Below are 12,496 nucleotides of genomic sequence, written 5' to 3' on the forward strand. Positions count from 1 at the left end.
TTTCCCGATTGCCCCCCTCCGCGGGAGAGGAAGCGGACCGCTCGTGCGGACAAGAAGCTCCCTTCTCGGGGCACCAAGGCGCCTCGGTCGCCTCAGGCCACCTTCGTCACGCCTCGCGTCCCGTCCGCACGAGCGAGCCCCTCTCCGAAGGGAGAGAGGGGCTCGTCGATAACGGGGAAGGGACCTGCCCTCAGTAGAGGTTATCCATTCCCTGCCCTGCGGCGCAGTCGGCCCAGCCCGGAACGGGGGGCAGAAGGCCGTCCTCGGCCTCGACGGAGACGGCGACGAGACAGGGTCCCTGGGCTCTGAGGCAGCGGGAGAGGGTGTCGTCCAGCTCGGATGCCCTCGTCACCCGATGGGCCTCGAGGCCGAAGCCTTCGGCGACCTTGACGTAGTCGACGGGACGGAAATCGGTGAACCGACCGAAGGAACCCTCCAGCTTCTCGCTGCGGTGGACGAACTCCGTCCCCCTGATCCAGCCGAAGGTGCTGTTGTCGAAGACGACGAAAAGAATTTTCGTCCCCAGCCGGGCCGCCGTCTCCAACTCGCCGGCGGCGAAGCCGAAACTGCCGTCGCCGACGAGGGCCACGACGGGCCGCGACGGATCGACGCCGAAACGGGCGCCGATGGCGGCGGGGATGGCATACCCCAGGGCCCCCATGGCGAAGTTGTAGGCCATGCGCCGACCCGCCTCTTCAAGGCGCAGAAAGGCGGCCGAATAGACGGCGCACAGTCCGGGATCGACGGCGTAGAAGGCGCCCTCCGCCACGGTCCGTTTCAGGGCCTCGACGACGGCGAGGGAACAGGCCTCCTCGCCCCGATCGGCAAGGAAGGTCTTCGTCCTCCGGGCCTGATCGTCCCAGCCCGCCTCGATGGCCTCGAGCCAACTTCCCCTCTCGGGGACGACGTCGTGAAGGGCCTCGGTCAGGGCCGCCAGGGTCAGACCGGCATCGCCGTAGAGGGGAAGGGCATCGTAGTTGTTGCCCAGCTCCTCGCCGCCGGCGTCGATCTGGATGAAGGCCTGATTCGACCGGGGCGAGGGGATCTTCCACCCCGCCGTTCCGGCCGAGTCGGTGCTGGAGCCGACGAAGAGGACCACGTCGGCGTCGCAGACGAAGGCGTTGGACCAGCAGCGCCCGCCGCGGGCGCCGATGACGCCGATGCTCAGAGGATGGGTCTCGGGAAAGATCCCCTTGCCGTTGATCGTCGTGCCCACGGGCATGGCCAGACGCTCGGCCAGGGCCCGCACCTCTTTCCAGGCCCCGGAGTGAAGGGCGCCCTGACCGCAGACCATGACGGGCCGCCGGGCGCCGCGAAGCCTCTCGGCCGCCAGGGCGATATCGTCGTCACCGGGCCGGAAGGGGATGGAGGGAAAGGTCCCGAAACGGGGCTGGCTCCAGACCTCGGCGTCATCGACGTCCCCCTCGAGGACATCGGAGGGAAGACGGAGATGGACGGGACCGGGGCGACCCGTCGTGGCGACGCGGAAGGCCCGACGAAGCAGATGGGGCACCTCGCAGGGATCATGGGCCGTCAGGCTCTCCTTGCAGATGCCCTGGAAAAGGGCCGTCTGGTCGAAGCCGGTGAGCATGTTCTTCTTCTCGGCTGAAAGAGGCACGTCGGAAGTCATGACGATCAGGGGAAGGCAGGCCTTGTAGGCCTCCGTCACGCCGGGAGCCATGTGCGTGGCCCCCACGCTGGGCCCCTCGCAGACGCCGACCTTGCCCGTGGCCTTGGCGTAGCCGTCGGCCATGAAGACGCAGCTCCGCTCGTCGCGGGACATGTGATAGGCGATGCCCTCGAAGGATTCCCACTCCCGGTAGAGGGCGAGAGTCGTCTCGCCGGGGAGACCGAAAACGTCCGTCACGCCGTAATCGCGCAACAGAGTGAGGATGGCCCGAGATACGTTCATTTTTATCCGTCCCTTCCCTGAACCCGCAAGGGGATCATCAACAATGAGCAGCCAGGCGACTCCAGTCTAGACAGGGAAAGGCCCTTTCGTCAACCCCTCAGGGAGAAGCTTGTTTCCTTAATAAAAAATTGGAAATACATTGACAGAAGCGGGATGGACTCTTTATGCTCATTCTACTCATCCATGATGAGTAGAATGAAAACCGTTCCATCATCGGGGTGGAGCCTTTGGTTGTACGTTCGACAAGGAGGCGGGTGTGGATGAAACAGAAAAGGCAAATCGTCATCGTCGGAGGAGGTTGGGGTGGCTGCGGAGCCGCCGAGGCCGCCGTGCGGGCCGGAGCCCAGGTGACCCTCCTGGAGCGGGCCGACATGCTCCTCGGCACGGGTCTCGTGGGCGGCATCTTCCGCAACAACGGACGGCAGACGGCAGCGGAGGAAATGACGGCTCTGGGCATGAAGATGTTCTCCGTCATGGACTCCGTCACGCGTCACCGGAACGTCTCCTTCCCCGGCCATGAGGGGGCGAGCCTCTACGACGTCTACGCCATGGAGCCCGCCGTCAAGGCCTTCCTCGCCGACCTGGGCGTCGACGTCGCCCTCCAGGCCTCGGTCGCCTCCATCGAAAGGGCGAAGGACCGCATCACCTCCGTCACGACCCGCGACGGCCGCTGCTTCGGAGCCGACGCCGTCGTCGACGCCACGGGCACGTCGGCCGCACCGGCCAACTGCAACAGCCACGGCAGGGGCTGCGCCATGTGCATCCTCCGCTGCCACAGCTTCCTTCCCCGGACGAGCGTCACCGCCCTGGCGGGCATCGAGGAGTGGAACGGCGCCAAGGCCGACGGCTCCCTGGGCGCCATGAGCGGCTCCTGCAAGCTCTTCAAGGAGTCTCTCGATCCGTCCATCGTCGCCGAGCTGAACGAAACGGGCGTCTGCCTCGTCCCCCTGCCCGACGAGCTGCGCGAGGATCTCTCCATTCTGGGGGCCAAGGCCTGCCAGCAGTACGCCCGAAAGGAGTTCGTCGAGAACCTCGTCCTCCTCGATACGGGGCCGGCCAAACTCATGACGCCCTACTTCCCCCTCGAGGCGCTGCGGCGCATCCCCGGATTCGAGAGGGCCCGCTACGAGGACCCCATCGCCGGAGGGAAGGGAAACTCCATGCGCTACTTCGGCTTCGCGCGCTGCGACACGACCCTCAGGGCCCAGGGCGAGGTGACCAATCTCTTCTGCGCCGGAGAGAAGGCCGGCGCCATGGTGGGCCACACCGAGGCCATCGTGACGGGGGCCCTGGCAGGGCGGAACGCCGTCGCCGTCGCCCTGGGACTGGAGCCGACGGCCTACCCCGAGGAGCTGGCCCTGGGCGATTTCATCGCCCACGTCATCCCCCTCATGGCCACCGAGGAGGGACGGCGCTTCAAGTACACCTTCTCGGGATCGGTCTACTTCGAGAGGATGAAGGAAAAGGGCCTCTACATCACCGACGGACCTGCCGTCGCCCGACGGGTCGACGAAAAGGGCCTGACGGGATTCTTCAAACGAAAATTGGCCTAGATCCCCTTTCGAAAAAACAACGCCTGTCCCGACAGGATGGGACACCGCGAAAGAGCCTGCGCCGTCAGGTCGGGAAATCCCACCTGTCCGATTGCGAAAGAGCGTCTCCGATCGCTGCATCGACAAGGGAAGGAGCCTGATTCTCTATGGAAGTCGCCCTCACCAGCGCCCATTGGGCCTATCTGGCCTGCATCGCCGCCGTTATCGTCCTCATGGTCCGACGCCGGGACGTCGTCCTCGTCTGTCTCGCCGGGTCCTTTATCGTCGGCCTGCTTTACAGCAGGTCTCCCCTGATCGCCATCCAGAGCGTTTTCAACGGTCTTCTCGAGGCCGGAACGGACCTCTTCGACATCATGCTCATCATCGCCCTCATGGTCGCCATGCTCCATTCCCTGAGCCGAATGGGAGCCGATTATCTGATGGTCATACCGCTGCGACGCTTCATGAAAACTCCGACGCGGGCCTTTTTCATCCTCGGCGCCACCATGTACGCGGCGGCACTCTTTTTCTGGCCCACTCCGGCAACGGCTCTCGTCGGCACCATCCTGGTCCCCGTGGCCATCATGGCCGGCCTTCCGGCCATGGGAGCCGCCATGGCCGTCAATATTCTGGGACACGGCATGGCCCTATCTGGAGACCTCGTCATCCAGGGAGCCCTGAAACTGTCCTCCGGAGCCGCCGGAGTGACCGTTGACGCCATGCTGCCCAAAGCTCTCGTCCTTTCTCTCGTCTCGGGCCTGACGGCAGGCACCATCGCCTTCCTTTCGATCAGGAAGGATATCGAGAAGGTCCGCGAAGAGGGGACGGACAACATCCTCATCTGCCAGCAAGCACCTCAACTGGAACGCTTCGCCAGGCTCTTCGCTCTTGCCGTGCCCCTGACGATGCTCACCGTCGTGGCCGTCATGGCCAGTCAGAACCTCCGAGGCGGCAAGGCGACGGCCCTCCTGGGAGGAACGGCTCTTCTCCTTCTCTTCTGCTCCACCCTGGCCCGGGAGGGCCACCGAGGCCTGGAAGAGATCGTCGTTCACCTGCGCCATGGATTTCTTTTCGCCATCAAAATCTTCTCCCCCGTCATCCCCATTGCCGGGTTTTTCTTCCTCGGCTCCCAGAAGGCGGCATCCCAGATTCTGGGCGATGGCGCACCGGGATTCCTCTTCGATCTGGGGAGGGCCTTTGCCAACGCCCTCCCGCTCGGCAAGATCCCTCTCGCCTTCGGCAATCTCATCGTCGGCATCATCACCGGCCTCGACGGATCGGGCTTTTCCGGCCTTCCCCTCACGGGCTGTCTGGCTCAGGCCCTTGGAGCCCCCCTCCTTTTCGACGTCGCGACCCTCGCCGCCATCGGCCAGATGGGGGCCATCTGGGGGGGAGGCGGAACGCTCGTCGCCTGGTCCTTCGGCCTCGTGGCCACGGCAGGCATCTCCGGCGTCGACCCCATGGAACTCGCCCGCAGAAACTTCATTCCCGTGAGCTGCGGTCTTCTGGCGGCAACGATCGTCGGAATTTGCATGATGTAAGCCGGAGCCTCTATGCGGAAAGGGAGCTTTCCCCCTCCCTTTCCGCACTTTGACAGGCCCGCCCCCTGCCCCTATAACGGAAGGGGGACCTCCGGCCGTGCCCCTCGCTTCGGCCGGCCACCGCACCGGGAAGGGGTCCGATCGTCCCGGAACAAAGGCAGGAGGCCTCTCACGAAAGGAAAGGGCGGCCCCTGCCTCCCGGGAAAATCCATTGGTTAGCAATTGCGAATCTATTGACAAAAGAGACGAAGGGCACCTATACTCAACTCATCATCGATGAGCAGTTGCGCGGTCGTCTCCGAGGGAGGCCTCTCATGCAGCCAGGCACGTTCAAACAGGAAGTCATGCGGATCAACAACGCCATCAACCAGGAACTCTTCGGAGTGGGCCTGCTGTGGCAGAAGGTGGAGCTCAGCGACGATCGGGTGCTGATCATCGCCAAGAACCGCCGGGTCCGCGCCCTCACCGCCCTCGACGGGCGAGACGGCCTCACGACACGGCTCATCGACATCGCCCTTCTGGAGGAGTACAAACGGCGCTTTCTCGAGGCGCTGAAAAGGCGCTTTCCCCTGCCTTTTCGGGCTCTCCTGAAAGACTACGATCCCGTCGAGGAGCTGGCCTTTTCGCTCCTTCTTCTCGGCGGACCGGCCGAGGAACTGATCCGGAAGTGCCCTGAATCCCCCACAGACGGCTGAGGGAGATCCCTTCGGGGATAGCCTGAGGACCGCTGACCGCGGGAACTTTCCGATTCCGAAAGGATCGGGAGGTTGTTGCGCGTCGGCGGTCCTTTTTTGGCCCAAGGCATCAAGCCGAGAAGAAGGAGATGGGAGAACGGTGGAAAAGATCAAGATCCAGGATATCCTCGACGCTCTGGACCGCATCACGGGAGGCCGCCTCGTCAAGGCTCCCCGCGATCTGAGCGGCAACAACCCCTTCGTCGTCACCAAAAGCTCGGGCATTCCCGGCAAGGCCGTGACGGAGCTGCCGGGCCTGGTCTGGGGCGACCCGGAGGCGGAGGTGACGAGAGCCGCCGTCATGATGACCCTGACGGAGAGCGCCATCGAGCTGGCCGCCGCCTCGGGCGTGAACTGCCTCGTCGCCCACCACCCCGTGGCCGACGGGACCAACTCGGGCGGCGTCCCCATCCGCCACTATATGGACCTCTATGGCCTCAACATCATCGAGCTGCACGAGGCCTTCCACGGCCTTCACCCGGGCATCGCCTGGCTTCACGGCCACAGGGCCGTCGAAGTCGACATCCGCTGCGGCGGCCTGGCCGGCAACATTCTTTACGTCGGCGAGGCCCTCCCCGAAGTGCAAACCCTGGGCGACCTCCTGGGGCGGCTGCGCCGCCTCATGGACATGGAGAGGGAAGAAGCCTGCGTCAGAGAGGAGCGGCGCTTCCGCGGCTGCGACGACCTTTTCGAGGCCTCCACGACGGCCGCGCCGGCCATCGTCGTCGGATCGCCTGCCGATCGGGTCCGCAAGGTCCTTCACATCTTCCCCCACACGGGCTTCACGCCCGACCACCTGGAATGCGTCTTCGGCAGACATCCCGACGCCGACACGCTTCTGGCCTCGATCAGCCACCTCCACGCCGGCAACGCCCTCATCGAGAGGGCCCGCGAGCTGGGGCTGCGCGTCCTCTGCGGCAATTCCCACGCCCTGGAGATCTTCGAAAACGGAGTCCCCCTGGCCCGGGCCCTTGCCATGATTTTGCCTCAGCTGGAGATCCGGCTCTTCCGCGACCGCATGGTCAGCTACCCCCTCGACGCCTTCGGCGGCGAGGCCATCCAGGAATACGGGAAGGAAATCGCCCACCGTCATCTCGTCCGCGAAACGGTCCCCTGCGGCCTCTAGCCGCATACGAGAAAGGAGCGAGTCTGATGAGCGAAGTCCGCATCGAAAAGGTCCAAGGCACCCGCAAAGGTCTGGAGGGCGTCGAGATCCTCGGTCTCGGCCTGGTGGCCCTCTCCCTGGGGCTGCTGATCTTCAACCCCGGCTCCATCGCCGGCCTCTTCAACGCCATGGTCGACAGGGCCTTCCCCATCATCGTCAAGGTTTTTCTCACCGGCACCGTGGGCGTGGCCCTCATCTGCAGCGTCATGATGGGCCGCATCCTCGAGCGCTGCGGCTTCACCGACGCCCTCATGCGCATCTTCGTCCCCCTGACGCGCCTCATCGGGATCAATCCCGCCGTCATCATCCCCTCGGTCTACAACATCCTGGGCGATATCAACGCCGCCGGGCGCATCGCCGGTCCCATCCTCGTCAAGGCCGGAGCCACCAAAGACGAGCAGAAGATCGCCATCGCCACCATGGTCCAGTCCCAACAGTCCTTCTCCACCTTCATGTTCGGCCTCATCGCCCTCACCGCCGTCGGCGTCCAGGCCTACGTCGTCGTCATTCTGGCCGTCTTCGCCCCTCTCGTCATCGTCCCCTTCATCCTGCGCCACACCCTCTGGCGGGACACGAAAGCCGTCGCCCTCGACGAGCTCCCCCGCTTCACGCCCACCAAGGCGGCCCTCCCCACCCTCTTCGGCGCCGCCCGGGAGGGGGCGGAGCTGCTCTTCCTCCTCATCATCCCCGCCGTGGGCGTCACCTATGCCCTCATCGGCGCCCTCGACTACGTCGGAATCTGGCAGCCCATCGAGACCGGTCTTTCGTCCCTCCTCCAGGCCCTGGCCATCGACCCCACGTCGGGCATGGTCTCCATCCTGGCCTCGCCCACCCTGGCCATGGCTCAGCTCAAAGATGTGGCCGCCACCCTCGATCCCCGCTTCGTCGTCGGCTCCTTCGTCCTCGGCGCCTCGGGCTTTCCCCTCTCCGTCCTCTTCGGCCAGATTCCGGCCATCTGGTCCGAATCGACGGACCTCAACGAGAAGGAAGCCCTGGGAGCGGCCATTCTGGGGGCAACGATGCGGATCGTCACGGCAGGGGCCATCGCCCTCTTCGTCACGCCCCTTCTGCTGTAGGAGATCCCCTTCATCACACGACAGAACTTTTGCAACGAAAAACCTTACAGGAGGTCCTGAACAATGAAGAAAGCGCCGCAAATCGTCATCGTCGGAGGAGGTTGGGGTGGCTGCGGAGCCGCCGAGGCCGCCGTGCGGGCCGGAGCCCAGGTGACCCTCCTGGAGCGGGCCGACATGCTCCTCGGCACGGGTCTCGTGGGCGGCATCTTCCGCAACAACGGACGGCAGACGGCAGCGGAGGAAATGACGGCTCTGGGCATGAAGATGTTCTCCGTCATGGACTCCGTCACGCGTCACCGGAACGTCTCCTTCCCCGGCCATGAGGGGGCGAGCCTCTACGACGTCTACGCCATGGAACCCGCCGTCAGGGCCTTCCTCGCCGACCTGGGCGTCGACGTCGCCCTCCAGGCCTCGGTCGCCTCCATCGAAAAAGAGAAGGACCGCATCACCGCCGTCACGACCCGCGACGGTCGCTGCTTCGGAGCCGACGCCGTCGTCGACGCCACGGGCACGTCGGCCGCACCGGCCAACTGCAACAGCCACGGCAGGGGCTGCGCCATGTGCATCCTCCGCTGCCACAGCTTCCTTCCCCGGACGAGCGTCACCGCCCTGGCGGGCATCGAGGAGTGGAACGGCGCCAAGGCCGACGGCTCCCTGGGCGCCATGAGCGGCTCCTGCAAGCTCTTCAAGGAGTCTCTCGATCCGTCCATCGTCGCCGAGCTGAACGAAACGGGCGTCTGCCTCGTCCCCCTGCCCGACGAGCTGCGCGAGGATCTCTCCATTCTGGGGGCCAAGGCCTGCCAGCAGTACGCCCGAAAGGAGTTCGTCGAGAACCTCGTCCTCCTCGATACGGGGCCGGCCAAACTCATGACGCCCTACTTCCCCCTCGAGGCGCTGCGGCGCATCCCCGGATTCGAGAGGGCCCGCTACGAGGACCCCATCGCCGGAGGGAAGGGAAACTCCATGCGCTACTTCGGCTTCGCGCGCTGCGACACGACCCTCAGGGCCCAGGGCGAGGTGACCAATCTCTTCTGCGCCGGAGAGAAGGCCGGCGCCATGGTGGGCCACACCGAGGCCATCGTGACGGGGGCCCTGGCAGGGCGGAACGCCGTCGCCGTCGCCCTGGGACTGGAGCCGACGGCCTACCCCGAGGAGCTGGCCCTGGGCGATTTCATCGCCCACGTCATCCCCCTCATGGCCACCGAGGAGGGACGGCGCTTCAAGTACACCTTCTCGGGATCGGTCTACTTCGAGAGGATGAAGGAAAAGGGCCTCTACATCACCGACGGACCTGCCGTCGCCCGACGGGTCGACGAAAAGGGCCTGACGGGGTTCTTCAAACGAAAATTGGCCTAGGAACCCGTCGGGCTTCTACGGAAAAAGGTTGATTCGGCCTGGCCCGTGAGACTAAGAATTCGACTCCAAGGACAAAAGATTTCTTTTAGATAGTACAAAAGGGCACCGATCGTCAGGCCAAACCTTACAGACTCCCCGACGAGGTCCTATCGGGGAAACGGACGCGCGGAGGGAGGAAGCCTTTTGGCTTCCTCCCTCCGCGCGCCTTCCCTCCTCGCCTCACGAAAGAGCCGCCCTGGCCTCCTCCCCCTTAGTTCTTCCGCCATCTTGACCTCAAGAGAAAATAGTCCTACACTTGCCAATCATCAATGATGATGTGCTCTTCTGCGATGATCCACAAAAACTCTTCCGGCAAGACAGCCGCTTCCCGACCGGCACGACGGGACCTTCCCTCTCCCTTCTCTTTTCTCTTCCTTTTTTTCTCCCCTCGCCACCGATCGACGCACGACCGACGGCCGTGCAAAAGCCAGAGGTCTCTCGTGAAATTCCCGGTGGTCGATTCCGCCGGGAACTCTCTTCGTCGCCACAGGGATTCAGCAGGATCGATTCAGGGGGCGAGCCCCCCGGGGGAGGGAAGAAGGATGAACAAAGAAAGGGCAGATGTCGTCGTCATCGGCGGCGGCGTGATCGGAACCTCCGTCGCCTACTACCTGGCCAAGGGCGGCGTCGACGTCCTTCTCGTCGAAAAGGGACGCCTCGGAAACGGCAGCTCGTCGGGTTGCGACGGCTTCGTCATCATGCAGTCCAAGACGCCAGGTCCCCACCTCGATATGGCCCTGGCCTCGGAGGTCCTCTACCGGACTCTGGCCGACGAACTGGAGTGGGACATCGAGTACCGCCGCTGCGGCGGCATGATCGTCATCGAACGGGAAGAGGAGATCGAGGCCATGAAGATCTTCATGGCGAAACAGCGATCGATCGGCCTCGACGTCCGCCTTCTCTCCGGCGACGAGGCGCGGGAGCTCGAACCGGCCCTGGCGCGCCACATCGCCGGAGCGACCGTCAGCGACAGCGACGCCCAGGTCAACCCCATGCAGCTGCTTTTCGCTTACGCCCACGGCGCCGAACGGCACGGGGCCCGCCTGCGGAGGAACGCGCCCGTCACCGAACTCCTCCACGACGGCAAAGGGAACGTCACCGGCGTCGTCGCCGCCGGCCGAACCATCCGCGCCGGAGCCGTCGTCTGCTGCACCGGCGTCGACACCGCCGCCCTCGTGGCGCCTCTCGGCCTCGAACTGCCCGTCATCCCCCGACGGGGACAGCTTCTGATCACCGAGCCGGTAGAGCCCCTCATCGGTCGCGTCATGCTCTGCGCCCGCTATATCGCCGCCAAATACCATCCCGAACTTCTGGAGGGCTCCCAGGATGAAACGGTGCGGCTCGGCGTCGGCCTGGCCCTGGAACAGACCCGGGAGGGAGGACTGCTCATCGGCAGCACCCGGGAGTTCGCGGGCTTCGACCGGAGCAACACCTCCCTTGGAACCTGGGCCGTGGCCGCCCACGCAACGCGCATCGTCCCCAGCCTGAGGCGTATCCGCGTCGTCCGGACCTTCGCCGGCCTCCGTCCCTACACGCCCGACGGCAAGGCCTTCATGGGCGAGGCGCCCCGTCACCGCGGGCTGTTCATCGCTGCCGGGCATGAAGGCGACGGCATCGCCTATTCGCCCATCACGGGAAAAACGCTGGCCGAACGGATCATGACGGGAAAAAGCACCATCGACCTGGCTCCTTTCGCCGTCGACCGCTTTTCCCGATAGAGCGCGGCAAAAAGCCGAGGAAGAAAGCCGAGAAAGCAGAGGAGGGATCTGAAATGCTGTCCGTCATCATCCCCGTCGTCGTTCTCTTTCTGGTGATCCTGGTGCCCGTCAAGGCCATCAGGAACGTCAACATCCGTCTCGGGCTGTTGCTGTCGGCCCTCATCGCCATGGCCATGGGAGACATGGGGCCCGCGGAATCGGTCAGGGCCGCCATCAGCGGAATCGACAAGCTCTCCTGGGTCATCGGATTGTCCCTGTTCGGCAGCATCTACGCCCAGACGCAGGTCAGGATGGGAGCCATCGATACGGTGCTCAACACGCTGAGGGCCTCGATAGGGAAAACGTCCAAGGGGCTGATCGCCTCCATCATCATCACGCTGGTCATCGCCGGATCTCTTCTGGGCGACGCCATCGCCTCCGTGACGGTCATCGGCATTCTGGTCATCAAAGCCCTCGACGACATGAACCTCTCTCCGGAGCAGACGGGCTGCATCCTGCTCCTCGGAGCCGTCTGCGGCTCCATCATGCCCCCCATCACGCAGGGCTTCTTCCTCTCGGCGAGCCTCGTCAACACGCCCGTCGATCCCGTCATCAAGGTGGGCTACGTCACGGTCGGCGTCCTCGTCGTCGCCTCCATCCTCTGGTGCTGGACCTTCGTCCGGTCGAACCGCCTTCCCGAAGAGCTCATTCCCTCCCGCCCGGCGACCCGTATCCTCGCCGACGAATGGACGCGCCTGATTCCCCTCATCACGCTTATCGTCATCATCATCCTGCGAAGCGGATTCAAGATCGAGGTCTTAAAGATCCTGGATCCTCTTCTTTCCCCTCTCGGACAGATCCCCGTCGTCAGGGCCGTCACCGCCTTCGGCGGAAGCAGCCGCATCCTCCAGGCCATCGCCGTCGCCACTCTCGTCGCCTTCTGCGCCCCGACCGTGCGGGGAAAGATCCTCGACGTCTTCAGAAAGGGCCTCGTCTCCGTATCGAAAACCGTCCAGATCCAGATCTGCGCCGGCGTCATGATCGGAGCCTTCTACGAGGCCGGACTGATCGACAAGGTCCTCCTTTTCACGAAAACCCTCTCGGCGGCCATGCTCAAAGTGGGCGGGGGAGCCATGCTCATGCTCGTCGGCATGCTCACCGGCTCTCAGAGCACGGCCCAGAACACGATCTTCGCCTTCTTGGGGCCGATCCTCACGGGCAACCTCGACGTGTCGCCCCGAGCGGCCGCCCTGGGCGGAGCCCACCTGGCCATGGCCGGACAGTCCATGCCTCCCGCCTGCCTGACGACCTTCGTCATCGTCGGCATCGTCGGAGGCGTCCTGGCCAAAAAGGCCGACCCCATCCGCATCATGTTCCTGGCCTTTCCCATAACGATCCTGTCGGCCCTCATCGGCTACGCCGCGTGGTTCGGCCTTTTCTGAGG

General features: G+C 64.7%; 9 protein-coding genes. 8 read left to right on the forward strand and 1 reads right to left on the reverse strand.

Annotated features, from left to right (window positions below; genetic code table 11):
• Positions 1-190 precede the first annotated feature (190 nt).
• Positions 191-1,912: a thiamine pyrophosphate-binding protein gene (locus KAR29_RS12470; RefSeq protein ID WP_274373314.1), complete on the reverse strand. Its 1,722-nt coding sequence runs from the start codon at positions 1,910-1,912 to the stop codon at positions 191-193.
• Positions 1,913-2,172: 260 nt separating this feature from the next.
• On the opposite strand from KAR29_RS12470, the gene KAR29_RS12475 reads away from it, so the two are divergent.
• The 8 genes from KAR29_RS12475 (at position 2,173) to KAR29_RS12510 (ending at position 12,494) form a co-directional block, all read left to right on the forward strand.
• Positions 2,173-3,465: an FAD-dependent oxidoreductase gene (locus KAR29_RS12475; RefSeq protein ID WP_274373315.1), complete on the forward strand. Its 1,293-nt coding sequence runs from the start codon at positions 2,173-2,175 to the stop codon at positions 3,463-3,465.
• A gap of 146 nt (positions 3,466-3,611) precedes the next feature.
• Complete coding sequence (locus KAR29_RS12480) at positions 3,612-4,985, forward strand: hypothetical protein (RefSeq protein WP_274373316.1); 1,374 nt, start codon at positions 3,612-3,614, stop codon at positions 4,983-4,985.
• Positions 4,986-5,299: 314 nt separating this feature from the next.
• Positions 5,300-5,680 carry a hypothetical protein gene (locus tag KAR29_RS12485; RefSeq protein WP_274373317.1) on the forward strand — a complete coding sequence of 127 codons (381 nt, stop codon included), beginning with the start codon at positions 5,300-5,302 and terminating at the stop codon, positions 5,678-5,680.
• Positions 5,681-5,819: 139 nt separating this feature from the next.
• Positions 5,820-6,845, forward strand: a complete 1,026-nt coding sequence (locus KAR29_RS12490) for a Nif3-like dinuclear metal center hexameric protein (RefSeq protein ID WP_274373318.1) — start codon at positions 5,820-5,822, stop codon at positions 6,843-6,845.
• Between the two features lie 26 nt (positions 6,846-6,871).
• Complete coding sequence (locus KAR29_RS12495) at positions 6,872-7,960, forward strand: hypothetical protein (protein WP_274373319.1); 1,089 nt, start codon at positions 6,872-6,874, stop codon at positions 7,958-7,960.
• A 63-nt stretch (positions 7,961-8,023) separates the two neighbouring features.
• The gene (locus tag KAR29_RS12500) at positions 8,024-9,316 is read left to right on the forward strand and encodes an FAD-dependent oxidoreductase (protein WP_274373320.1); all 1,293 of its coding nucleotides are present in this window, start codon (positions 8,024-8,026) and stop codon (positions 9,314-9,316) included.
• Between the two features lie 581 nt (positions 9,317-9,897).
• Positions 9,898-11,073, forward strand: a complete 1,176-nt coding sequence (locus tag KAR29_RS12505; RefSeq protein WP_274373321.1) for an NAD(P)/FAD-dependent oxidoreductase — start codon at positions 9,898-9,900, stop codon at positions 11,071-11,073.
• A 53-nt stretch (positions 11,074-11,126) separates the two neighbouring features.
• A complete protein-coding gene (locus KAR29_RS12510; RefSeq protein WP_274373322.1) occupies positions 11,127-12,494 on the forward strand; it encodes a TRAP transporter large permease subunit in 1,368 nt (455 codons plus the stop codon).
• Positions 12,495-12,496 lie beyond the last annotated feature (2 nt).

This window comes from Aminithiophilus ramosus (assembly GCF_018069705.1).
Classification (GTDB): domain Bacteria; phylum Synergistota; class Synergistia; order Synergistales; family Aminithiophilaceae; genus Aminithiophilus; species Aminithiophilus ramosus.